Raw genomic sequence first — 22,633 nt, 5'->3', positions numbered from 1 at the left:
ATCAGTCCGGAATGCTTTCAGGCGCTTCCCGTGGCGCGGGCGCCGTCAGGGAAGTGATCTTGATCAGCAGGGCCAGATGGCCGTTGTCGAGGTAGTTGAGCTGGCCGTTCTTGGTGTGGCTGTCCTGCTTGAGGCGTTCGCTGGCGGTGACCATGCCGTTGCCGTCGATCTGGTTGACCCAGAAATCGGCGTTCACATCGGTGAAGCGCCCGAGTTTCAGTTCCAGGGTGCCTTCGATGGGGAACTGGCCGAACTGCTCCTGGCCATCGCTGATTGCCACTTTCGCCGGTGTCTCGCCGAGGGTCTGCTGCCAGGCCTTGTGCAGCAGTACGCTGTAGTCGCCGCTGGCGGTGAGCTTGGCGGCAACGTCGTTCAGTGCCGGAGTACGCTGGCTGTCGGCGGGCAGGCGCTGGGCGCCGGCAGCCCAGTCTTCCGGCGCGGCGCGGCTGACGATTGCCGGCACGGCATTCTGGCGCACCAGAATCATTTCGACCTGATACAGGTCATCGGCAAAGGCCGAAGGCGCTACCAAAGTCAGTAGCAAAGTCAGTGAGCGAAACAGGCGCATGCGGCGTCCTTCAAGCAGTTTTCGGGATGAGGCGCTCGAACAGCGCCTCTACAGTATTGAAGCGCTCTTCCGCGCGCTCCATCGGTACCATGAATTTGAACATCGTGGCCCCTTCGAATTTGTAGCGTTTGGGCTGGCTCTGGATCAGCTTGATCAGGGTCAGCGGGTCGACCGGCGTCTGCGCGGCGAACTCGATGCGTCCGCCCTGCGGGCCGCCATCGACTTTCCTGATGCCCAGTTGCTCGGCCTGCAATTTCAGCGCGGTGATGCGCATCAGGTTCTTGGTCGGTTCCGGCAACAGGCCGAAGCGGTCGATCATCTCCACTTGCAGATCCTTCAAGCCTTCTTCGTCAGTGGCCGAGGCGATGCGCTTGTAGAGGATCAGGCGCGCATGCACATCCGGCAGATAGTCTTCCGGAATCAGCGCCGGCACGCGCAGGTTGACCTCCGGGCCACCGCCGAGCGGCTGGTCGAGGTTCGGCTGTTCGCCCTTGCGGATCGACTTCACCGCGCGCTCGAGCATTTCCATGTATAGGGTGAAACCCACGGCCTGGATCTGTCCGCTCTGACCATCGCCGAGCAGTTCGCCGGCGCCGCGGATTTCCAGGTCGTTGGTAGCCAGAACGAAACCGGCGCCAAGGTCCTGGGTGTTGGCGATCGCTTCCAAGCGCTTTTCCGCGTCGGAAGTGATCTGCTGGCGCGGTGGGGTCAGCAGGTAGGCGTAGGCCTGGTGGTGACTGCGGCCGACACGCCCGCGCAACTGGTGCAGCTGCGCCAGGCCGAACTTGTCGGCACGCTCGATGATGATGGTGTTGGCGCTCGGCACGTCGATGCCGGTCTCGATGATGGTCGAGGCGATCAGCACGTTGAAGCGCTTGTGATAGAAGTCGCTCATCACCTGTTCGAGTTCGCGTTCGCGCATCTGCCCGTGACCGATGCCGATGCGTGCTTCCGGCACCAGTTCGGCGAGGTCGGCGGCGCACTTCTCGATGGTCTTCACATCGTTGTGCAGGTAGTAGACCTGGCCACCACGCAGCAGCTCACGCAGCAGCGCCTCTTTGACCGTGCTCTTGTTCTGCTCCATGACGAAGGTGCGCACCGACAGGCGTCGCGCCGGCGGCGTGGCGATGATCGACAGGTCGCGCATGCCCGACACCGCCATGTTCAGCGTGCGCGGAATCGGCGTGGCGGTCAGCGTGAGGATGTCGACTTCGCTGCGCAGGGCCTTGAGCTGTTCTTTCTGGCGGACACCGAAACGGTGCTCTTCGTCGATGATCACCAGGCCGAGGTTCTTGATTTTCACATCGTCGGACAGCAGCTTGTGCGTGCCGATGACGATGTCGATCTTGCCTTCCGCCAGGTCGGCGATAGCCGCGTTGACTTCCTTGGCCGACTTGAAGCGGCTCATCACCTCCACGGTCACCGGCCAGTCGGCGAAGCGGTCGCGGAAGCTGTTGTAATGCTGCTGGGCGAGCAGGGTGGTCGGCACCAGGATGGCCACCTGGCGGCCACCGTGCACGGCGATGAACGCGGCGCGCATGGCCACTTCGGTCTTGCCGAAGCCGACGTCGCCGCAGACCAGGCGATCCATCGGTTTCGGCGCGAGCATGTCTTCGCGCACGGCTTCGATGGTGGCTTGCTGGTCCGGGGTTTCTTCGAACGGGAAGCCGGCGCTGAAGGTGGCGTAATCGGCTTTCGGGTCGGCGAACGCGTAACCTTCGCGCGCGGCGCGGCGGGCGTAGATGTCGAGCAGTTCGGCGGCGACGTCGCGCACCTGTTCGGCGGCCTTGCGCTTGGCTTTCTGCCAGGTCTCGGAGCCGAGACGGTGCAGCGGGGCCAGCGCGTCGTCGCTGCCGGTGTAGCGGGCGATCAAATGCAGGTTGGCCACCGGCACGTAGAGCTTGGCGTTCTCGGCGTATTCCAGGGTGAGGAATTCGGCGGCCTGGTTGTCGATCTCGAGAATGGTCAGGCCCAGGTAGCGACCGACACCGTGATCGATATGCACCACGGGTGCGCCTTCGCGCAGCTCGGTGAGGTTCTTGATGACCGCGTCGTTGCTGGCGTCGGCGCGTTTCTCGCGGCGCCGACGCTGCATCACTCGCTGGCCGAACAGCGGACTTTCCGCAACCAGCGCCAGCGCCGGGTCGTCGAGCATCAGGCCTTCGTCGAGCGGGGCAATGGTGATCGCCAGGCGATCCTTGCCGGCGACGAAGTCCGGCCAGCTGTCGACGGTTTTCGGCCGCAGCTTCAGGCGCTCCAGCAGCTCCAGCAATACTTCGCGGCGGCCGGCGGATTCGGCAGTGAACAGCACGCGGCCGGGAAACTCGTCGAGGAATGCCGAGAGTGCCGCCAGCGGTTGCGTGGCCTTGGCTTCGATTGCCAGGTTCGGCAGCGCTTGCGCCGGGAAGCGTTCGCGGCCGGCCCCGGATTCGACGTCCTGCTGGCTGGCGACCACCCGTGGCCAGCTCTTGAGGCGGGCGAAGCAGTCTTCCACCGGCAGGAACAGCTCGGCCGGCGGCAATAAAGGACGCGATGGATCGACGCGGCGTTCTTCGTAGCGATTGCGTACATCGTTCCAGAAGTTTTCCGCCGCCTGCTCGATGCCTGGCAGCGAGAACACCTGGGTGTCCTGCGGCAGGTAATCGAACAGGGTCGAGGTGTCCTCGAAGAACAGCGGCAGGTAGTACTCGATGCCGGCCGGGGTGATGCCGCTGCTCAGGTCCTGGAAGATCGGGCAGCGCCGGAAGTCGACGTCGAAGCGCTCGCGAAAGCGCGCCTTGAAGCGAGTGACGGCGTCCTTCTGCAGCGGGAATTCCTTGGCCGGCAGCAGCTTGACCGATTCGACCTTGTCGATGGAGCGCTGGTTTTCCGGGTCGAAGGTGCGCAGGGTTTCGATTTCGTCGTCGAACAGGTCGATGCGGTAGGGCAGTTTGCTGCCCATCGGGAACAGATCGATCAGGGCGCCGCGGACGGTGAATTCGCCATGCTCGTAGACCGTGTCGACATAGCGATAGCCGCTGGCCTCGAGGCGTGTGCGCATTTGCTCGAGGTCGAGTTTCTGCCCGACGTCGAGGACCAGGCTGCTGCCGAGCAGGAAACTGGTCGGTGCCAGGCGATGCAGGGCCGTGGTGATCGGCACCACCAAAACACCGTGCTCCAGCTCCGGCAGCCTGTACAGGCTGGCGATGCGCTGGGAAATGATGTCCTGATGCGGGGAAAACAGGTCGTAGGGCAGCGTTTCCCAGTCGGGGAAATGCAGCACGGGCAAATCCGGGGCGAAGAAACTCAGCTCCTGTTCCAGCCGTTCGGCGCTTTGGCTATCGGCGGTCAGTAGCAGGGTGAAGCGCTTGGCAGCGCTGGCAGCCTCGGCAATCGCCAGGCTGAGGGCGGCACCGGGCAGATTGCCCCAATGCTGTTTACCTGCCGCGGCAGGGAGTTGCGGTAGACGCAGAACGGGCACGGAAGGTTGAGCTCCAGGCTTTGCGACAAAGTCGGTAATTGTAGCGGCGTCGGGTGGCGCCTGTCAGTTGCAGACTGCGTCTATCTTCACGCTTTGCGCGAAATGTAGTGGTAACCATAAAAAAGAGTACTTTTTTTGCGGTTATGTAGTGCCGATATCGAGCGGTGTTACGGAGGGTTACAGACATCGTCTAACAGTCGTCGAAAAATTGACTGCGCTGCAAGCCCCGGTTTTACTGGGCTGGCGGCGGGCGTGATTTTTTTGAACGGAAATTTGTTACCGTTTGCGCGACAAGCGCGCATTGCTACGAGAGGTTCTCGGCGGCATAATGTAGCCCCTTTTTTCTGCCCCTACATGTGGAAGGTTCCCGTGACTCAGAAGCCCGACCAGTGTCTTGGTGAATGGATCGACCGTGAAGCACTCGCAGAAGCGATGATTCCGCTTATCGGTCAGCTCTACCGCAACAACAACGTGGTGAGCTCGATCTATGGCCGCAGCCTGATCAACCAGTCTGTCATCGCGATTCTCAAAGCTCATCGCTTTGCTCGCCACCGTTCCTCCGACGATAGCGAACTCTCCGTCCACGAAACATTCCCTCTGCTCAAGGCCATGAGCGAGCTCAAGCTCGGCGCGGCTTCGGTAGACCTGGGCAAGTTGGCGTTCAAATTCCGCAACGAAGGCAACGGCCGCAGCGCCGAGCAGTTCGTCCGCGAAGAAATGGCTGACGTGGTTGGCCAGCAGAACGCTACCGCCCGCAAAGGCACTGACGTTGTCCTGTACGGCTTCGGTCGTATCGGCCGTCTGCTGGCGCGCATCCTGATCGAGAAAACCGGTGGCGGCGACGGCCTGCGTCTGCGTGCCATCGTGGTGCGCAAGGGCGCCGAGAACGACCTGACCAAACGCGCCAGCCTGCTGCGTCGCGATTCGGTACATGGTTCGTTCAACGGCACCATCACCATCGACGAAGAAAACAACACCATCACCGCCAACGGCAACCTGATCCAGGTGATCTACGCGAAGAACCCGACCGAGGTGGATTACACCCAGTACGGCATCAAAGACGCGCTGCTGGTGGACAACACCGGCGTATGGCGTGACGCCGATGGCCTGGGTCAGCACCTGCAGTGCCCGGGTATCGACCGCGTGGTTCTGACTGCACCTGGCAAGGGCAAGCTGAAGAACATCGTTCACGGCATCAACCACAACGAAATCACCGCCGACGACAAGATCGTGTCCGCCGCTTCCTGCACCACCAACGCCATCGTGCCGGTGCTCAAAGCCGTGAATGACAAGTTCGGCATCGTCAATGGTCACGTCGAAACCGTTCACTCGTACACCAACGACCAGAACCTGATCGACAACTTCCACAAGGGCGATCGCCGTGGCCGCAGCGCCGCGCTGAACATGGTCATTACCGAGACCGGTGCAGCCACCGCGGCGGCCAAGGCCCTGCCTGAACTGGCCGGCAAGTTGACCGGTAACGCGATCCGCGTTCCGACGCCGAACGTGTCGATGGCCATTCTCAACCTCAACCTCGAGAAAGCCGCCACCCGTGAAGAGATGAACGAGTACCTGCGCTACATGGCGCTGCACTCCGATCTGCACAAGCAAATCGACTTCGTCAATTCGCAGGAAGTGGTGTCCACCGACTTCGTTGGCTCGCGCCACGCCGGTGTGGTCGACGCTGAAGCGACCATCACCCAGGATAACCGCGTTGTGCTGTACGTCTGGTACGACAACGAGTTCGGTTACAGCTGCCAGGTGATCCGCGTAATGGAAGACATGGCCGGGGTCAACCCGCCAGCGTTCCCGCGCTAAGCCTTAGCGGCAAATGAAAACGCCCCGACTTTGGTCGGGGCGTTTTTTTATGCCTGGCAGATCTCTATCCGGCCTCTTCGCTGGCAAGCCACCTCCCACAGGTGTCCTGGCAGGCTGCGCAATGGCAGGTACGCCTCAAGACCTTGTGGCAGCTGGCTTGCCAGCGATGGCGCCCTATCGGGCCCCGCCTGCCACAGCCGCTTGCGCCGTGCGCAACTCATGCTTGTTGCCACGAAACAGCACCAGCGTCGCAATCAGTCCCAGCACCGCCGCACCGCTGAGCCAGATCCCGGGTGCAGCCTTGTTGTCCAGCACGTGAATCAGATAGGTGCAGGCCGCCGGGGTAAACCCGCCAAAGGTCGCGGTCGCCAGGCTGTAGGCCAGGGAGAAACCGGTCGTGCGCACGTCCACCGGCATGATTTCGGTCAGCGCCACCACCATCGCCCCGTTGTACGAGCCGTACAGGAACGACAGCCAGAGTTCGACGATCAGCAGATGACTGAAGCTCGGGTTCGCCACCAGCCACGAGAGTGCCGGGTACGCGGTGAGAATCGCCAGAATCGTCGCTGCCAGCAGTAGGGGTTTACGGCCGATCCTGTCGGACAGCGAACCCATCACCGGCAACCAGAAGAAGTTCGACAGGCCGATACACACCGTGACCAGCAAGGCGTCGAAATCCGACAGGTGCAGTTCGGCCTTGCCGAAGGTCGGGGTGTAGGCGGTGATCAGGTAGAACGACACGGTGGTCATGACCACCAGCGCCATGCCGGCGATGACGATGCCAAAGTTCTGACCGATCGAGCGGACAATTTCACGCAGGGTAGGGCGGTGTTTGCGCGCCTGGAATTCCGGGGTTTCCTCCAGGGAGCGGCGAATGACGAAGATCACCGGGACGATCATGCAGCCAATCAGGAACGGCACGCGCCAGCCCCAGTCGCCCATCTGTTCCGGGCTCAGCCAGTGATTGAGACCGACGCCGAGCAGGCCAGCGAACACTACCGCCGCTTGCTGGCTAGCGGACTGCCAGCTGACGAAGAAGCCCTTGCGCCCCGGTGTGGCGATTTCCGCCAGGTAAACCGACACGCCACCGAGTTCGACGCCCGCCGAGAAACCTTGCAACAGACGCCCGAACAGTACGATCAGCGGTGCGGCGACGCCCAGCGTGGCGTAGCCCGGTACGCAGGCAATCAGCACCGTGCCGGCAGCCATCAGCGCCAGTGTGATGATCAGGCCCTGCCGGCGGCCATGACGGTCGATGTAGGCGCCGAGAAAGATCGCCCCCAGCGGACGCATCAGGAACCCGGCCCCGAAGGTGGCCAGCGAGAGCATCAACGAAGCGAAGGCGCTGTCAGTGGGGAAGAAGGTCTTGGCGATGGCCGTGGCGTAGAAGCCGTAGACCATGAAGTCGAACATTTCGAGAAAATTGCCGCTGACAACGCGAAAAATCGCTTTGCCTTTGCCCGTGGTGGAGGACATTGGTTCGTACTCTCTGTTGGCTGTCTTGTTGGAAATCCTTGGTCTAGACACTTCCTCGCTGTCACGCGGCAACTCAGGCAGCGCCTCTGAACAGTTTTGTAACCATATGTGTATAAAGATCGATAGGCAACAACTGGTTAGGCTGCTGCTTAAACGATCTAGCCATTACCAAGGCCAGCATGAGGCTATCAAGCGAATGAAAAACTTCGGGCTGGGGCTGCGGCACGCCGAGCCTGCAAGTTCTGACGCATAATCCTCAGCTTTGCGCTGTGTCAGAGGGTTCGCTGTGGGGAGTAGGGGATTTGTCTAAAAAGCGCCTGATTGGTCTTTTGCTGCTTGTGGGCACTTTGTCCGGCTGCGGCAGCGGCGATTCCATGGAAAGCTTCGGCGGCCCGACCATGGGCAGTACCTATTCGATCAAGTACGTGCGCCATGCCGGCCTTCCCGGCGTCGCGCAGGTCCAGCCGGAAGTGGAACAGATCCTCACTGACATCGACCGCCAGATGTCGACCTACCGCCATGACTCGGACATCGAGCGTTTTAATGCATTGCCGGCCAATAGCTGCCAGACCATGCCTGCTGCGGTGCTCGAATTGGTCCGCGTTGGCGAGCAACTGTCAGAGCAAAGCGAAGGTTCCTACGACTTGACGGTCGAGCCGCTGATGAACCTGTGGGGCTTCGGCCCGCAAGGTCGTGAAGAGAAAGTCCCCAGCGCCGCCGCACTCGCCGAAACCCTGCAACGGGTCGGCTACCGGCATTTGCGTATCGACGGCGACCGCTTGTGCAAGGATGCGCCGGTCGAAGTCGACTTCAACAGCATCGCTGCCGGTTATGCCGTCGACACCATCGCCGCCAGGCTGGAGGCCATGGGCATCCATGACTACCTCGCCGAAGCTACCGGTGAACTCAAGGCCAGGGGCAGCAAGCTCGATGGTTCGGCGTGGCGCATCGCGCTGGAGGAGCCGCGCGACGATCAACAGGTGGTCGAGCGAATCATTCAGGTCGATGGCTACGGTGTTTCCACGTCCGGCGACTACCGCAACTATTTTCAGCAGGACGGCCGGCGCTATTCCCACACGTTCGATGCGCGCAGCGGGGCGCCGGTGCTGCACAACCTGGCGTCGGTCACGGTGATTGATCCTCGCACGGTGATGGCCGACGGCCTCTCGACGCTGTTGTTGATTCTCGGGCCGGAAAAGGCCTGGGACTTTGCCGAGAAACATCAGATTGGTGCATTTTTCGTGATTCGTGCCGATACAGGTTTCGTCACCCGCACCAGTGCGGCTTTCGATCGGCTGGTTGGCGTAAAAAACTGACCGGGGACAAGACGAAAACTGGCGTTGTAGTGCAGGCAAAAGTAGCCTACGACGCGACCAAGGGTTAATGTGCGCGGCGTTGACGCTTCTATAGACTGTGTCCGGGTTCTCTACCGACCCCCCAATTGTTCCTTCGCGCCGCCGTTCGGCGTGATTTAGCCGCCGGTGCTGCTGGCACCGCGGCCTGTTCTGAGGAGTACGCATGGCTGTCTACAACTACGACGTGGTGGTGCTGGGTTCCGGCCCGGCGGGAGAAGGCGCGGCAATGAACGCCGCCAAAGCAGGGCGCAAGGTGGCGATGGTCGACAGCCGTCGCCAGGTCGGCGGCAACTGCACCCACCTGGGCACCATCCCGTCCAAGGCCTTGCGTCACTCGGTGCGGCAGATCATGCAGTTCAACACCAACCCGATGTTCCGGGCGATCGGCGAGCCGCGCTGGTTCTCCTTCCCGGACGTGTTGAAAAGCGCCGAGAAAGTCATTTCCAAGCAGGTCGCCTCGCGCACCGGCTACTACGCCCGCAACCGCGTCGACGTGTTCTTCGGCACCGGCAGCTTCGCCGACGAGCAGACCATCGAAGTGGTCTGCGCCAACGGCGTGGTCGAGAAACTGGTGGCCAAGCACATCATCATTGCCACCGGTTCGCGTCCGTATCGTCCGGCGGACATCGATTTCCACCACCCGCGTATCTACGATAGCGACACCATCCTCAGCCTCGGCCACACCCCGCGCAAACTGATTGTCTACGGTGCTGGCGTGATCGGTTGCGAATACGCCTCGATCTTCAGCGGCCTAGGTGTGCTGGTCGAACTGGTCGACAACCGCGGCCAATTGCTGAGCTTCCTCGACTCGGAAATCTCCCAGGCGCTGAGCTATCACTTCAGCAACAACAACATCACCGTGCGGCACAACGAAGACTACGATCGCGTGGAAGGCGTCGACAACGGCGTGATCCTGCATCTGAAATCCGGCAAGAAAATCAAGGCCGACGCCTTGCTCTGGTGCAACGGTCGCACCGGCAACACCGATCAGCTGGGCCTGGAAAACATCGGGGTCAAGGTCAACAGCCGCGGCCAGATCGAAGTCGACGAGGCTTACCGCACCTGCGTACCGAACATCTACGGTGCCGGTGACGTGATCGGCTGGCCGAGCCTGGCCAGTGCCGCCCACGACCAGGGTCGTTCGGCGGCCGGCAGCATCGTCGATAACGGCAGCTGGCGCTTTGTGAATGACGTGCCGACCGGCATCTACACCATTCCGGAGATCAGCTCGATCGGCAAGAACGAGCAGGAACTGACCCAGGCCAAGGTGCCGTACGAAGTGGGCAAGGCGTTCTTCAAGAGCATGGCGCGGGCGCAGATCGCCGGCGAGCCGCAAGGCATGCTGAAGATCCTGTTCCACCGCGAGACCCTGGAAGTGCTGGGCGTGCACTGCTTCGGCTACCAGGCTTCGGAGATCGTCCACATCGGCCAGGCGATCATGAACCAGCCGGGCGAACTGAACACCCTGAAGTACTTCGTCAACACCACGTTCAACTACCCGACCATGGCCGAAGCCTATCGGGTCGCTGCATACGACGGCCTCAACCGGCTTTTTTGACGGGCTCCGGCCGGTGGCCTGAGCCGGCCGGGGAGACCGATTTCAGCCATTCCCGAGCGTGGCGGTGGCCAAACCGGGAAAGTCTGTAATCAGGCTGTCAACGCCGAAGTCGGCGAGTCTGCGCATCAGCGCGGGCTCGTTGACGGTCCACACCGACACATGCAGGCCCTGGCGCTGTGCCTTCTGCAGGCGCTCCGGCGTACACAGCGTCCAGTTCAGCGCCAGAATCTCGCAGCCATAGCTTGCCGCGACTTTCAGAGGGTCGAGCCAGGCGTACTCGGCGACCAGTCCGCGCGAAACGTCGGGCACCAGATCCAGTGCCGCCTTCAACACTTCCCGCGAACTCGAGGTGATCGTCACCTTGTCGAGCAGGCCATGGCGTTGCGCCATTTCCCGGATCGCCAGCACCGTGGTGGCGGCGCGGGTGCGCGAGGCGCTCTTGACTTCCAGCTGCCAGTGCTCGAAATCGCATTGCTCGAACAATGCTTCCAGCGTCGGAATCGGGCACGGCTTGATCCAGCCCGGGCCGCCCTTGCGCGCGTCGTAGGTCACCAGTTCCGCCGCGGTGTGCTCGACGACCTTGCCGCGGCGGTCGGTGGTGCGCTTGAGGGTCGGGTCGTGAATGACCATCAGCTCGCCATCCTTGGACAGGTGCAGGTCCAGTTCGCAACGGCGTACGCCGTGCTTGAGACATTCCTGAAAGCTGGTCAGGGTGTTTTCCGGTGCTTCGCCCTTGGCGCCGCGGTGGCCGTAGATGAGGGTCACGGTTCTTCCTTAATTAAATGCCTGATTCGTTCTGTTCGCGGGCCAGGCGTCGTTCCTGGGCCTGCTTCTGCAAAATGTAGCGGGCGAGCAATTGGCGCTGGGCATCGGTCAGGTGTTCGAACTCGGTGCCGACGTCGTAGCCGTCGCCCTTGCGGTCGCAATGGGTCACGCGGGCACGCAGCAACAGGCCGAGCGCCTGCGGCATCAACACCAGTTTGACCGACAGGTGCGCACCGCTGGCAATCGGCGTCGGGTGCTCAAAGTCGATGCCGCCTTCGGAGAGGATCACCGGTTGCGGTTCGCCGATATGGCCGAGCACCGTCAGCGCCACCACCTGACTGAGCAGGTCGATGCGTTTGTTCTGTGATTTGAGGAACGCGGCGATGGCGCGGTCGCGTTCGCTGATCTGGCGCAACAGGTGTTGCGACTCGAATTCGCTCAGGTGCAGTTCACTGAGCAGGTTGAACAGCGGGGAAGCATCCTGCAACACTTCCTGGCCTGCCGCTTCGGGCGCGGACAGGGGCCGAATTTCCAGTGCGATCATGTCCTCGATACGGTAGTATTCGCGGCGATCTTCTTCATCTAATGTCGACATGGCGAACCCATGGTAGCGGCGGTGGTCTGAGTGTAAAGCTGGTTATCGACCCCCGCCACAAGGACGTTCCTTTTCCCTCCGAACAAGCCCCGACATGTTCAGACCTCTCTTCGTATTTATCGGCACGCGTTATACCCGTGCAAAGCGTCGCAATCATTTTGTGTCATTCATTTCCCTGACTTCGATGATCGGTCTCGCCCTCGGCGTGGTCGTGATGATCGTGGTGCTGTCGGTGATGAACGGCTTCGATCATGAAATGCGCACCCGCGTGCTGGGCATGGTGCCCCACGCGACCATCGAGTCCGGCGAAGCCATCAACGACTGGCAAAGCCTTGCCGCCAAGGTCAGGCAGAACCCGCAGGTGACGGCCGTCGCGCCCTTCACCCAGATGCAGGGGCTGCTGACCAACAACGGCCAGGTGTCCAAGGTCCTGCTCAATGCCATCGATCCGGCGCTCGAGCGCAACGTCTCGATCATCGACAACTTCATGCAGCAGGGCAAACTCGATGACCTGACGCCGGGCAGCTTCGGCATCGTCATCGGCGACAAGGCCGCGACCAAGCTCGGCGTCGGCATCGGTGACAAGATCACCTTCGTCGCCCCGGAGGTCAGCGTGACCCCGGCTGGGATGTTCCCGCGCATGAAACGCTTCACCGTGGTCGGCATTTTCCATGTCGGCGCCGGCGAGCTCGACGGCTACCTGGGCGTGACCAACCTGCAGGATCTGGCGAAGATGCACCGCTGGAAACCCGACCAGGTACAAGGCCTGCGGCTGAAGTTCGACGATCTGTTCCAGGCGCCGCGCGAAGCCTGGAACATCGCCCAGCAGCTGGGTGAAGACCATTACTACGCGCGCGACTGGACCCGTACCCACGGCAACCTGTATCAGGCGATCCGCATGGAAAAAGCCATGATCGGCCTGCTGTTGCTGCTGATCGTCGCGGTGGCGGCGTTCAACATCATTTCCACGCTGGTGATGGTGGTGAACGACAAGAAGGGCGACATCGCCATTCTGCGTACGCTGGGCGCCACGCCGGGCACGATCATGCGCACGTTCATGGTCCAGGGCACGGTGATCGGCGTGGTCGGTACGGCGATCGGCGCGGTGGTCGGGATCTTCGCCGCGCTCAACGTCAGCGCAGCGATTTCGGCGCTCGAAGGCCTGATCGGGCACAAGTTCCTCAACGCCGATGTGTACTTCATTGATTACCTGCCGTCGCAGGTGCAGAGCCAGGACGTCGTCATGGTCTGCGCCGCCGCGTTGGTCCTGAGTTTCCTCGCCACCCTGTATCCAGCCTGGCGTGCCGCGCGCACCCAGCCGGCGGAGGCGCTACGTTATGAGTGAGTCGGGCATGAGTGAAAAAGCAATTCTGAGCTGCCGCAACCTGGGCAAATCCTACGAGGAAGGCCCGGAGTCGGTGCAAGTGTTGGCCAACCTGCAACTGGAGCTGCACCCGGGCGAGCGTGTGGCCATCGTCGGCACCTCGGGCTCGGGCAAGAGTACATTGCTCAACCTGCTCGGCGGCCTCGACACGCCGACCCAGGGCAGTGTCTGGCTCGATGGCGAAGAGCTGTCGGCGCTCAGCGAGAAAAAACGCGGCCTGCTGCGTAACCGCGCGCTGGGCTTCGTTTACCAGTTCCACCACCTGCTGCCGGAATTCACCGCGCTGGAAAACGTCTGCATGCCGCTGCTGATCGGCAAAACGTCGATCCCGCAAGCCCGTCAGCGCGCCACGGCGCTGCTGGAGCGGGTCGGCCTGGGCCATCGCCTGGAGCACAAGCCGGCCGAGCTGTCCGGCGGTGAACGTCAGCGTGTGGCCATCGCCCGCGCCCTGGTCAACAAGCCGGGGCTGGTGATGCTCGACGAGCCGACCGGCAACCTCGACTCCCACACTGCCCAGGGCATCCAGGATTTGATGCTGGAACTCAGCACTTCGATGCGCACGGCGTTCCTGGTGGTGACCCACGATATGAACCTGGCCCGCCAGATGGATCGCGTCCTGCACCTGCAGGAAGGTTGCCTGACGCCTATCTGATTGGCTGAAACCCGACGCTTGAAAAAGCGTCGGGTCTTTTATTTTTATACGGTGCCCCAGCGAATGTTCAGACCGTTATCGATCTTTATCGGCACGCGCTATACCCGCGCCAAGCGCCGCAATCGCTTCGTTTCATTCATCTCGATGACCTCGATGATCGGTCTCGCCCTCGGCGTGCTGGCGATGATCGTGGTGCTGTCGGTGATGAACGGCTTCCAGCGCGAAATGAGTTCGCGCATCCTCGGCATGGTGCCGCACGCGACCATCGTCGGCGTCAAGCCGATCGACGACTGGCAACCCGTCGCCGCCGCGGCGATGAAGAATCCCGAAGTCACCGCCGCGGTGCCGTTCACCGAGATGGAAGGCATGCTCTCCTACAAGGGCCTGATGCAGCCGATCCAGATCAGTGGCGTCGACCCGGCCCAGGAAGGCAAGGTGTCGATCGTCGCCCAGCACATCGTGCAAGGGCGCCTGGATGCCTTGAAGCCTGGTGAATTCGGCGTGGTGCTGGGTGAAATCACCGCGCGCCGTTTCCGCCTGAATGTCGGCGACAAAATCACCCTGATCGTCCCGGAAGTCAGCACCGCACCGGGTGGCATCACCCCACGCATGCAGCGCCTGAACGTGGTCGGCGTGTTCAAGGTCGGCGCCGAGCTGGATGGCTCCATGGGCCTGATCCACGTCGCCGATGCCGCGCAGATGCAGCACTGGGAACCCAATCAGGTGCAGAGCGTGCGCCTGGCGGTGAAGGATCTGTACGCCGCGCCGAAAGTCTCCACGGACATCGCCGCCGGCCTCGGCGCGGATTTCAAGGCGGACGACTGGACCCATACCCAGGGCAGCCTGTTCAGCGCGATGAAGATGGAAAAGACCATGATCGGCCTGCTGTTGCTGATGATCGTCGCGGTGGCGGCGTTCAACATCATCGCGACCCTGATCATGGTGGTGAACGACAAGGGCGCGGACATCGCCATCCTGCGCACCATCGGTGCCACGCCACGGCAGATCATGGCGATCTTCATGGTCCAGGGCACGGTGATCGGCATCGTCGGTACGCTGATCGGCGGCGTGCTCGGAGTGATTGCCGCGCTCAATGTCAGTGAACTGGTGGGCTGGATGGAGCGCGTCACCGGCCAGCACATCTTCAGTTCCGATGTGTACTTCGTCAGCAACCTGCCATCCGAGCTGCAAGGTGGCGACGTGCTGCTGATCTGCTCGGCAGGTTTTATCCTCAGCTTCCTGGCGACGGTGTACCCGGCGTGGCGGGCGGCGAAGATCGAGCCGGCGCACGCGCTGCGCTATTCGTAAGCATTCCCGATGCTCGTTCCCACGTTCCGCGTGGGAACGCATCAACGGATGCTCCGCGTTCGGCTCTTAAGGGGCGCAGAACGACCCGAGCTGCGTTCCCACGCAGAGCGTGGGAGCGATCAGCTTCGAGGCAACTCGATCACAAACCGCGTCCAGCCTGCCTCCGATTCGCAATGAATCTGCCCACCATGGGCGCGGACGATCGACTGGGTGATCGCCAGTCCCAGCCCGGCGTGTTCGCTGCTGCCTTCCTGGCGAGCCGGATCGGCACGGTAGAAGCGGTCGAACAGACGCGGCAGCCACTCGGGCGAAATGCCCTCACCGGTGTTTTCCACAATCACCTGCAGCGATTGCGCGTGCTCGGCAATCAGCAGGCGCACCTCGCCGTCGGCCGGGGTGAAGCGCAGGGCGTTATCCAGCAGGTTCGACAAGGCCCGACGCAACATGCCGCGATCCCCCGCGAATCGCGCATGGCCGTCGCGGCGCAGCGTCACTCGTGTGTCTTCGGCCAGCGGCGCGAAAAATTCGAGCAGCGCATCGGCTTCCTGCGCCAGTTCCAGTGGCTCGCGCTTGGGTACCAGCAAACCGTGGTCAGCCTTGGCCAGGTACAACATGTCGTTGACCAGTTGCGCCATCCACTGCAGTTCCTCGAGGTTGCTGTGCAGCGCTTCGCGATAGTCTTCCAGCGGGCGCGGCCGGGTCAGGGTGACCTGGGTGTGGGTGAGCAGGTTCGACAGTGGCGTGCGCAGTTCATGGGCGATGTCGGCGGAGAACGCCGAGAGACGCTGAAAAGAGTCATCGAGTCGTCCGAGCATGGCATTGAAGCTGTGGGCCAATTCCGCCAGTTCCGCCGGCATCTGTGCTTCCGGCAACCGCGCATGCAGCGATTGCGCCGATACGCCGCGCGCCACTGCGCTCATGCGCCGCAACGGGCGCAAGCCGCTGCGTGCAGCCCAGGCGCCGAGCAGCGCGGTGGCCAGCGCGGAGAGGCCGACGGTCAGCCAGATCAAGTGCTGCATGCGTTGCAGGAAGTGCTGGTGATGGGTGATGTCCAGCAGCAGGGTCAATTGCGCCGCGTCGGGCGTATCCGGATCGAGCGGCGCGTTGAGCAGGCGATAGGCCGTACCGTTGTCATCGAGGGTGGCCAGGCCCGGTGCCTGCGGCAGATTCGCCGGCCGCGGTAATGCGCTGCCGAACCAGCGCTGGCCATCACGGTCGCTGATGCGCAGCGACAGATCACCCTGGCGACTCAGTTCATCGCTGATTCTTGCCGCCTGGTCGGCGCCGGCTGCGCTGTGCAGCGCCTGGCGCAGACCGCTCAGCCGGCCTTCGAGCAATTGCTGGTCAAGCTCGACGAAGTGCGCCTCGCTGGCCCGGTTGAACACCACTCCGGCGACCAGTGAAACCGTTGCCGTGCAAGCGGCGAACAACAGCGCCAGGCGGCCGCTCAAGGACAGCCGGCGCATCAGGCCGGGCGCTCTTCGAGGACATAACCCATGCCGCGCACGGTGTGGATCAGCTTATTGGCGAACTCGTCATCGACCTTCAGGCGCAGGCGGCGGATCGCCACTTCGATGACATTGGTATCGCTGTCGAAATTCATGTCCCACACCTGCGAGGCGATCAGCGACTTGGGCAGCACTTCGCCCTGGCGCCGCAGGAGCATTTCCAGCAGGGCAAATTCCTTGGCGGTCAGGTCGATGCGCTGGCCGCCGCGTTCGACCCGCCGGCGGATCAGGTCCAGGCGCAGATCCGCCAGTTGCAGGCTGGTCTCCTGCGCGGGGGCATTGCCGCGACGCAGCAGGCTGCGCACCCGGGCCAGCAGTTCGGAAAACGCGAAGGGCTTGACCAGATAGTCGTCGGCGCCGAGTTCGAGGCCGTGCACCCGATCCTCCACGGTGTCCTTGGCAGTCAGGAACAGGATCGGCGTCTCGAGGCCGGCGCTGCGCACGGCTTGCAGAATCTGCCAGCCGTTGCGCCCGGGCAGCATCACATCGAGAATCAACAGCGCATACTCGCCGCTCAGCGCCAGTTGCTGGCCGGTGCTGCCGTCAGCCACCAGTTCGGTGTTGAAACCGGCCTCGGTCAGGCCCTGGCGCAGGTAATGGCCGGTTTTCGGTTGGTCTTCGACGATCAGCAGTTTCATGCGGCGGCTCTGGTCAGGCGTTCGGGACAAGGCTTTATACCGCGCGCATCGGCCGCGCGGCCCAAGCTGACAAAGTTGTAATCTGCCTGTCAGGTAGATGCCAGCGCAGGCCGGCTAGAGTTTCCCACAGGCTGAACCTCTCATTGCTGGAGTATGACTATGTTTTTGCGCAACCGTCCGGCCTTTGCCGTCTGCCTGCTGGCGCTGAGTTCGCCGCTGTGGGCGTCACCGGCCCCGACCTACGATTTCGGCGAGCCGGCGCGGGCCGCCAAGGCCAGCCGCAGCATCGAAGTGACGATGGGCGACATGTCCTTCGATCCGCGAGCCATCGAGATCAAGGCCGGTGAGACCGTTCGCTTTGTGCTGGTGAATAAAGGCCAGTTGCTGCATGAATTCAACCTCGGCGACGCGGCGATGCATGCCAGCCATCAGCAGGAAATGTTGCAGATGCAGCAGAGCGGCATGCTCACGCCTACCGCGATCAAGGAAATGTCCCACGACATGGCCGGCATGGATCACGGTTCGATGGCGCACGGCATGCAGCACGACGACCCCAACAGCGTGCTGGTCGAGCCGGGCAAGACGGGCGAGCTGACCTGGACGTTCAGCAAGGCGGTAAACCTCGAGTTCGCCTGCAATATTCCGGGGCACTACCAGGCCGGGATGGTCGGCAAACTGACTGTCAGTCAGTAAGCACTCAAAGGCGCGAGCAAAGGCTGATAGAATCCGCTGATTCTTCAGTCAGGTTTCCGCCATGCATCCCGCAGCCGAACATTCGCCGCTGGGCAAGTCCAGCGAATACATCGCCACGTACACACCCTCCCTGCTGTTCCCCATTCCGCGCACCGCGAAATGGGCCGAGCTGGGCCTGACCGCCGCAACGCTGCCGTATACCGGCGTGGATTTCTGGAACTGCTTCGAACTGTCGTGGCTGTTGCCGTCGGGCAAACCGGTGGTGGCGATCGGCGAATTCAGCATCCCGGCGGATTCGCCGAACATCATCGAGTCGAAGTCGTTCAAGCTCTACCTGAACTCGTTGAACCAGACGCCGTTCGCCGATATCGCCAGCCTCGAAGCGACGCTGGTCAAGGATTTGTCGGCCGCCGCCGGCAAGCCGGTGGGCGTACGTGTACGCAGTCTGAAAGAGGTCGAGGCCGAAGGCGTCGTGGCGCTGCCGGGCGTATGCATCGACGATCTGGATATCAGCGTCAGCAACTACGAGCATCCGCGCCCCGAGCTGCTGCGTTGCGACGATTCGCGCATCGTCGAGGAGAGCGTGCACAGCCATCTGCTCAAATCCAACTGCCCGGTGACCAGCCAGCCGGACTGGGGCAGCGTGGTAGTCGAGTACCGCGGCGCGGCGCTGGATCACGCCAGCCTGCTGGAGTACATCGTCAGCTTCCGCCAGCACTCGGACTTCCACGAGCAATGCGTGGAGCGGATCTTTCTCGACCTGCAGCGTCTGCTGAAACCGGAAAAACTCACGGTCTTCGCGCGTTATGTGCGCCGTGGTGGCCTGGATATCAACCCGTATCGCAGCACCGAAAGCGTGCAGCTGCCGAACCATCGACTGGTTCGTCAGTAAGCCCGCGAGGTTTTGCACGCTGAATGAAAAAGCCCTGCCAGCAATGGCAGGGCTTTTTTTGCATCGGCGCGAATCAGATGCCCATGCTGCCCAGTGCGTTGACGATGTTGCGCAGGGTGCCGGCGATGGCCGGGTGTTCCAGTTCGAAGCGATCAACCGCCAGATTCACGCCGTCGGCAATGCTGGCGTCTTGCGTGGCAGTCTCCAGTTTGATTTCGGATTCGATCTGCAGCATCAGCGCGTGCAAGTCTTCGCGCTCGGCTTCAGACAGGGGCGGGTTCTGTTCCAGCTGCTCGCGCAGGGTATCGAGCTGTTTTTGCAGTTCTTGGGCGGGCATGGTGGTTTCCTTTTTATCGAGAGGCACTGGCATTGACCGCAGACGCGCGCCAAAGGTCTATGGCCGACCTTTAGATTAATCCACTCTGCTGCAACCTGCATGATCCCGGTCAGGGCTTTTCGCCTTTGAGCCGACGCAGGCTGATGTCCGCCAGGCAGGTATCGAGCTCGCCCAGATGATCGATCACCGAGTGCACGCCGAGGCCGAACAGCTGCAGAGTGGCCTTGCCGCGCAACTGTTCGCGCTCCTTCTGGCTCAGGGCCTGCCATTCGCTCGGCGCCAGGCCGCAGAGCGAGCCACAGGAGGCCAGGCCGATCGTCCACAACCCGGCGTTGAGGCCCGATTGCAGCAGGCGCGGTTCGCCGCTGACCAGCACGCAGCCATCGAGGCGTTCGACATTCAAGGCCATCAGCGCTTGCCAGCAGGCATTCGGTGCCGGCCACGGATTGATTGTTGCCAGGTGTTGCGAAGGTTTGATCCAGGTCGGCAGGGCGGCTGCGAGGACCTGGGTGAGGGCAGGGGGCAACTCCTCGAGCCAGGCGCAGGGAATCTGTTGCCGCTGTAGGCTGCGCAGGCTGTCGAGCGCGCCGGGCGTGGCGTCGGCGTGTTCGGCCAAGGCACTGGCGTGATTTCGGGCGCGAGCACCGAAGTCCACCAGGCAGCCGCTGAGTCCGAACAGTACGGCCGTCAGGTTGGGGGCGGCGAGAGGCAAGGCTTCAGCGTGCGACATGAAAACGTCCCTGAAATAGCGATCAGGCTAAGCGGCCTCGGTGACAGTTGGATGACAAGTGCGTGACGAAGCGTCCTACGGAGGGTTTTACGCAGGATCTGCCTAAAGTGGCTTTTCCGTCTTATACTGACGGCCTTAACGCCGTGGCCCGGTTGCCGCGTCTGTATTATTCCAAGGAGTTTTCTATGCGCTGGAGCAACCCTCTCGCTCAGCTTTGTGTATGTGCCAGCGTCATGCTGGTGCCGTTCGCCGCCCAGGCTGCAACGGAAGATGATCCTTGGGAAAGCGTCAACCGGCCGATCTTTCAGTTCAACGATTTCGTCGACACCTACGCGCTGAAACCGCTGGCGCAGGGTTACCAGTACGTGACGCCGCAGTTCCTCGAAGACGGCATCCACAACATGTTCCGCAACGTCGGTGACGTCACCAACCTGGCGAACAACATTCTCCAGGCCAAGCCGGCGGCTGCCGGTGTCGACACGGCACGGCTGATCTTCAACACCACCTTCGGCCTGCTCGGCTTCTTCGACGTCGGTACCAAGATGGGTCTGCAGCGCAGCGATGAAGATTTCGGTCAGACTCTCGGCTACTGGGGCGTCGGCAGCGGCCCTTACGTGATGCTGCCGCTGCTCGGCCCGAGCACCCTGCGTGACGCCCCGTCGAAGTATGTCGACAGCTACACCGGTGCCTACCGCTACATCAACGACGTGCCGGTGCGTAACTCGATTTTCGCCCTCAACATCGTCGACACCCGCGCCGACCTGCTGTCCAGCGAGAAGCTGATCAGCGGCGACAAATACACCTTTATCCGCAATGCCTACCTGCAGAACCGCGAGTTCAAGGTCAAGGACGGTCAGGTCGAAGACGATTTCTGATCCGCAGCGGCAAGAGGCGAAAGGCGACCGTGAAGTCGCCTTTTTTGTGGGGGCCGTCCTTCCATTGGGTTACGGTTCCGGCCGTTCTTATAACTCCCGGTGATTTGACAAACAAAGTCCTCAAGCGACCATCGGCGCATGCTTGAAACGCCCCGCGGATGGGAGTACCGTCTGCGCCTTAGAAGGGCACCTCTGGTGCAACCGTGCGCGGGGTCGACGCTCCGAAGCGGTGCAGCAGAGAGGCTAGAAAGCGAATCCAGTAGTCTGTGCCGGGCCGATGCCCCGCCTGCTACGCCAACCTAATTCTGGCGCCGTTTGCCCACATGCCAAAAACCAGTGCCACGCTGCTGATAATCGATGATGACGAAGTAGTGCGCGCGAGCCTCGCGGCCTATTTGGAAGACAGTGGTTTCAGCGTCTTGCAGGCCAGCAATGGCCAGCAGGGACTTCAGGTATTCGAGCAAGACACGCCCGACTTGGTCATCTGCGATCTGCGCATGCCGCAGATGGGCGGTCTCGAACTCATCCGTCAGGTCACCGAGCGCTCACCGCAGACACCGGTGATCGTGGTGTCGGGTGCCGGCGTGATGAACGACGCGGTCGAGGCGCTGCGCCTGGGTGCGGCGGACTACCTGATCAAGCCTCTCGAAGATCTGGCCGTGCTCGAGCATTCCGTGCGCCGGGCCATGGATCGTGCGCGCCTGCTGCTGGAAAACCAGCGCTACCGCGAGAAGCTGGAGAAGGCCAACCGCGAGCTCGAAGCCAGCCTCAACCTGCTCCAGGAAGACCAGAACGCCGGTCGCCAGGTGCAGATGAACATGCTGCCGGAAAGTCCGTGGAGCATCGACGAGTTCAAGTTTGCGCACCAGATCATCCCTTCGCTGTACCTCTCGGGTGATTTTGTCGATTATTTCCGCGTCGACGAGCGCCGGGTCGCCTTCTACCTGGCGGACGTTTCGGGGCATGGCGCTTCTTCGGCCTTCGTCACCGTGCTGTTGAAGTTCATGACCACGCGCCTGTTGTTCGAGTCCAAGCGCAACGGCACGCTGCCGGAATTCAAGCCTTCGGAAGTCCTTGGTCATATCAACCGGGGGCTGATCAGTTGTAAGCTGGGTAAACACGTCACAATGGTCGGTGGAGTCATCGACGAGGAGACCGGTTTGTTGACCTATAGCATCGGCGGCCATCTGCCGTTGCCAGTGTTGTACACGCCTGACAGTGTTCGCTACCTCGAGGGTCGCGGTCTGCCGGTGGGGCTTTTCAATGAAGCCACCTACGAAGATCACGTGCTCGAGTTGCCACCGACGTTCAGCCTGACGCTGATGTCTGATGGCATTCTGGACCTTTTGCCAGAACCCACACTCAAAGAGAAAGAAGCCGCTTTGCCTCAGAAGGTGAAGTCGGCGGGCGGCAGCCTGGATGGTCTGCGGCAGGTTTTTGGATTGGCCACGCTAGGGGAGATGCCGGATGATATCGCCCTGTTGGTGTTGAGCAGGAATCTTTAATGAGTACCGGTAGAATCCAGTTCGCCGAGCAGGATGGCACTTTCGTCCTGAAGTTCGTCGGTGAAGTTCGCCTGACCCTGTGTTCGGCGTTGGATGCGACTATTGAAAAAATCTTCACCGCGCTGAATTTCAACGCGATCGTGATCGATTTGACCGAAACCCGCAGCATCGACAGCACCACGCTGGGCCTGCTGGCCAAGCTGTCGATCCTCTCGCGGCAAAAGGTCGGCCTGCTGCCGACCGTGGTCACCACCCACGACGACATCACCCGTCTGCTGCAATCGATGGGCTTCGAGCAGGTGTTCAATATCGTCAACCATCCCGTGCCGTGCCCGGAATGCCTCGACGACCTGCCGGATCAGGATCAGTCGGAAGAAGTGGTGCGGATCAAGGTGCTCGAAGCGCACAAGATCCTCATGGGCCTGAACGACTCCAATCGCGAAGCGTTTCATGACCTGGTGAATGCCCTCGAAAGGCACTGATACCCAGCCACTGCAGACAAAAAAAGGGCGAACC

20 protein-coding genes are annotated in these 22,633 nt (G+C 61.9%); 11 read left to right on the top strand and 9 right to left on the bottom strand.

Annotation, left to right across the window (positions count from 1 at the left end; genetic code table 11):
• Window position 1 precedes the first annotated feature (1 nt).
• Window positions 2–568, bottom strand: a complete 567-nt coding sequence (locus QRN70_RS14580) for a CsiV family protein (protein ID WP_285418704.1) — start codon at window positions 566–568, stop codon at window positions 2–4.
• A 10-nt stretch (window positions 569–578) separates the two neighbouring features.
• The gene (gene mfd / locus QRN70_RS14575) at window positions 579–4,028 is read right to left on the bottom strand and encodes a transcription-repair coupling factor (RefSeq protein ID WP_285418703.1); all 3,450 of its coding nucleotides are present in this window, start codon (window positions 4,026–4,028) and stop codon (window positions 579–581) included.
• A 354-nt stretch (window positions 4,029–4,382) separates the two neighbouring features.
• Here mfd and QRN70_RS14570 point away from each other — a divergent pair, with 354 nt between their 5' ends.
• Window positions 4,383–5,846 (top strand): glyceraldehyde-3-phosphate dehydrogenase, encoded by a 1,464-nt coding sequence (locus QRN70_RS14570; RefSeq protein WP_285418702.1) that lies wholly within the window; start codon window positions 4,383–4,385, stop codon window positions 5,844–5,846.
• Window positions 5,847–6,020: 174 nt separating this feature from the next.
• Here QRN70_RS14570 and QRN70_RS14565 read toward each other — a convergent pair whose 3' ends face one another.
• A complete protein-coding gene (locus QRN70_RS14565; protein WP_285418701.1) occupies window positions 6,021–7,322 on the bottom strand; it encodes an MFS transporter in 1,302 nt (433 codons plus the stop codon).
• 374 nt (window positions 7,323–7,696) lie between these two features.
• On the opposite strand from QRN70_RS14565, the gene QRN70_RS14560 reads away from it, so the two are divergent.
• A complete protein-coding gene (locus QRN70_RS14560) occupies window positions 7,697–8,638 on the top strand; it encodes an FAD:protein FMN transferase (RefSeq protein ID WP_502941594.1) in 942 nt (313 codons plus the stop codon).
• A 202-nt stretch (window positions 8,639–8,840) separates the two neighbouring features.
• The gene (gene sthA, locus QRN70_RS14555; protein ID WP_007984277.1) at window positions 8,841–10,235 is read left to right on the top strand and encodes a Si-specific NAD(P)(+) transhydrogenase; all 1,395 of its coding nucleotides are present in this window, start codon (window positions 8,841–8,843) and stop codon (window positions 10,233–10,235) included.
• A gap of 42 nt (window positions 10,236–10,277) precedes the next feature.
• Here sthA and QRN70_RS14550 read toward each other — a convergent pair whose 3' ends face one another.
• The gene (locus tag QRN70_RS14550) at window positions 10,278–11,000 is read right to left on the bottom strand and encodes a glycerophosphodiester phosphodiesterase (protein WP_285418699.1); all 723 of its coding nucleotides are present in this window, start codon (window positions 10,998–11,000) and stop codon (window positions 10,278–10,280) included.
• A 13-nt stretch (window positions 11,001–11,013) separates the two neighbouring features.
• Window positions 11,014–11,595, bottom strand: coding sequence for a PilZ domain-containing protein (locus QRN70_RS14545; protein WP_285418698.1), 582 nt, complete (start codon window positions 11,593–11,595; stop codon window positions 11,014–11,016).
• 94 nt (window positions 11,596–11,689) lie between these two features.
• Between QRN70_RS14545 and QRN70_RS14540 the strand changes: the two genes are divergently transcribed.
• The 3 genes from QRN70_RS14540 to QRN70_RS14530 all read left to right on the top strand — a co-directional run bounded on the left by QRN70_RS14540 (window position 11,690) and on the right by QRN70_RS14530 (window position 14,939).
• Entirely contained in the window at window positions 11,690–12,940 is a 1,251-nt protein-coding gene (locus QRN70_RS14540) for a lipoprotein-releasing ABC transporter permease subunit (RefSeq protein ID WP_285418697.1), read from the top strand.
• 7 nt (window positions 12,941–12,947) lie between these two features.
• Window positions 12,948–13,631: a lipoprotein-releasing ABC transporter ATP-binding protein LolD gene (gene lolD / locus QRN70_RS14535; protein WP_285418696.1), complete on the top strand. Its 684-nt coding sequence runs from the start codon at window positions 12,948–12,950 to the stop codon at window positions 13,629–13,631.
• 63 nt (window positions 13,632–13,694) lie between these two features.
• Window positions 13,695–14,939, top strand: coding sequence for a lipoprotein-releasing ABC transporter permease subunit (locus QRN70_RS14530; protein ID WP_285418695.1), 1,245 nt, complete (start codon window positions 13,695–13,697; stop codon window positions 14,937–14,939).
• 119 nt (window positions 14,940–15,058) lie between these two features.
• Here the strand turns inward: QRN70_RS14530 and QRN70_RS14525 are convergent, their stop codons facing one another.
• Window positions 15,059–16,405, bottom strand: a complete 1,347-nt coding sequence (locus QRN70_RS14525; RefSeq protein ID WP_285418694.1) for a heavy metal sensor histidine kinase — start codon at window positions 16,403–16,405, stop codon at window positions 15,059–15,061.
• Window positions 16,405–17,085, bottom strand: coding sequence for a heavy metal response regulator transcription factor (locus QRN70_RS14520; RefSeq protein ID WP_285418693.1), 681 nt, complete (start codon window positions 17,083–17,085; stop codon window positions 16,405–16,407). Before QRN70_RS14520 ends, QRN70_RS14525 begins: the two co-directional genes overlap by 1 nt.
• 159 nt (window positions 17,086–17,244) lie before the next feature.
• Between QRN70_RS14520 and copI the strand changes: the two genes are divergently transcribed.
• A complete protein-coding gene (gene copI, locus QRN70_RS14515; RefSeq protein ID WP_285418692.1) occupies window positions 17,245–17,778 on the top strand; it encodes a copper-resistant cuproprotein CopI in 534 nt (177 codons plus the stop codon).
• 61 nt (window positions 17,779–17,839) lie between these two features.
• Entirely contained in the window at window positions 17,840–18,670 is an 831-nt protein-coding gene (queF, locus tag QRN70_RS14510; protein WP_285418691.1) for an NADPH-dependent 7-cyano-7-deazaguanine reductase QueF, read from the top strand.
• 73 nt (window positions 18,671–18,743) lie between these two features.
• On the opposite strand, the gene QRN70_RS14505 is transcribed toward queF, so the two are convergent.
• Both QRN70_RS14505 and pcrP read right to left on the bottom strand, forming a co-directional pair.
• Window positions 18,744–19,007 (bottom strand): DUF4404 family protein, encoded by a 264-nt coding sequence (locus QRN70_RS14505; RefSeq protein ID WP_285418690.1) that lies wholly within the window; start codon window positions 19,005–19,007, stop codon window positions 18,744–18,746.
• Between the two features lie 109 nt (window positions 19,008–19,116).
• Window positions 19,117–19,737 (bottom strand): HAD superfamily inactivated hydrolase PcrP, encoded by a 621-nt coding sequence (gene pcrP / locus QRN70_RS14500; protein ID WP_285418689.1) that lies wholly within the window; start codon window positions 19,735–19,737, stop codon window positions 19,117–19,119.
• Window positions 19,738–19,922: 185 nt separating this feature from the next.
• On the opposite strand from pcrP, the gene QRN70_RS14495 reads away from it, so the two are divergent.
• From QRN70_RS14495 to rssC, 3 genes are all read left to right on the top strand, one after another.
• On the top strand, window positions 19,923–20,612 hold the full coding sequence (locus tag QRN70_RS14495; protein WP_285418688.1) for an MlaA family lipoprotein: 690 nt from the start codon (window positions 19,923–19,925) through the stop codon (window positions 20,610–20,612).
• Between the two features lie 323 nt (window positions 20,613–20,935).
• Complete coding sequence (rssB, locus tag QRN70_RS14490) at window positions 20,936–22,117, top strand: two-component system response regulator RssB (RefSeq protein ID WP_285418687.1); 1,182 nt, start codon at window positions 20,936–20,938, stop codon at window positions 22,115–22,117.
• A complete protein-coding gene (gene rssC, locus QRN70_RS14485) occupies window positions 22,117–22,599 on the top strand; it encodes an anti-sigma factor antagonist RssC (RefSeq protein ID WP_042560140.1) in 483 nt (160 codons plus the stop codon). The genes rssB and rssC overlap by 1 nt, the downstream gene beginning before the upstream one ends.
• Window positions 22,600–22,633 lie beyond the last annotated feature (34 nt).

It is taken from the genome of Pseudomonas sp. efr-133-TYG-5, assembly GCF_030209175.1.
Classification (GTDB): Bacteria; Pseudomonadota; Gammaproteobacteria; order Pseudomonadales; family Pseudomonadaceae; genus Aquipseudomonas.
Note: the sequence above shows the minus strand (reverse complement) of the source record. Positions and strands in the feature narration are given on the sequence as shown.

Bases quoted from the DNA above. Each gene is read 5' to 3' on its own strand.
- QRN70_RS14580 (WP_285418704.1), bottom strand. From the start codon at position 568: ATGCGCCTGTTTCGCTCACTGACTTTGCTACTGACTTTGGTAGCGCCT.
- QRN70_RS14570 (WP_285418702.1), top strand. From the start codon at position 4,383: ATGTGGAAGGTTCCCGTGACTCAGAAGCCCGACCAGTGTCTTGGTGAA.
- QRN70_RS14565 (WP_285418701.1), bottom strand. From the start codon at position 7,322: ATGTCCTCCACCACGGGCAAAGGCAAAGCGATTTTTCGCGTTGTCAGC.
- QRN70_RS14560 (WP_502941594.1), top strand. From the start codon at position 7,697: ATGGAAAGCTTCGGCGGCCCGACCATGGGCAGTACCTATTCGATCAAG.
- sthA (WP_007984277.1), top strand. From the start codon at position 8,841: ATGGCTGTCTACAACTACGACGTGGTGGTGCTGGGTTCCGGCCCGGCG.
- QRN70_RS14545 (WP_285418698.1), bottom strand. From the start codon at position 11,595: ATGTCGACATTAGATGAAGAAGATCGCCGCGAATACTACCGTATCGAG.
- QRN70_RS14540 (WP_285418697.1), top strand. From the start codon at position 11,690: ATGTTCAGACCTCTCTTCGTATTTATCGGCACGCGTTATACCCGTGCA.
- lolD (WP_285418696.1), top strand. From the start codon at position 12,948: ATGAGTGAAAAAGCAATTCTGAGCTGCCGCAACCTGGGCAAATCCTAC.
- QRN70_RS14530 (WP_285418695.1), top strand. From the start codon at position 13,695: ATGTTCAGACCGTTATCGATCTTTATCGGCACGCGCTATACCCGCGCC.
- QRN70_RS14525 (WP_285418694.1), bottom strand. From the start codon at position 16,405: ATGCGCCGGCTGTCCTTGAGCGGCCGCCTGGCGCTGTTGTTCGCCGCT.
- QRN70_RS14520 (WP_285418693.1), bottom strand. From the start codon at position 17,085: ATGAAACTGCTGATCGTCGAAGACCAACCGAAAACCGGCCATTACCTG.
- copI (WP_285418692.1), top strand. From the start codon at position 17,245: ATGTTTTTGCGCAACCGTCCGGCCTTTGCCGTCTGCCTGCTGGCGCTG.
- queF (WP_285418691.1), top strand. From the start codon at position 17,840: ATGCATCCCGCAGCCGAACATTCGCCGCTGGGCAAGTCCAGCGAATAC.
- QRN70_RS14505 (WP_285418690.1), bottom strand. From the start codon at position 19,007: ATGCCCGCCCAAGAACTGCAAAAACAGCTCGATACCCTGCGCGAGCAG.
- pcrP (WP_285418689.1), bottom strand. From the start codon at position 19,737: ATGTCGCACGCTGAAGCCTTGCCTCTCGCCGCCCCCAACCTGACGGCC.
- QRN70_RS14495 (WP_285418688.1), top strand. From the start codon at position 19,923: ATGCGCTGGAGCAACCCTCTCGCTCAGCTTTGTGTATGTGCCAGCGTC.
- rssB (WP_285418687.1), top strand. From the start codon at position 20,936: ATGCCAAAAACCAGTGCCACGCTGCTGATAATCGATGATGACGAAGTA.
- rssC (WP_042560140.1), top strand. From the start codon at position 22,117: ATGAGTACCGGTAGAATCCAGTTCGCCGAGCAGGATGGCACTTTCGTC.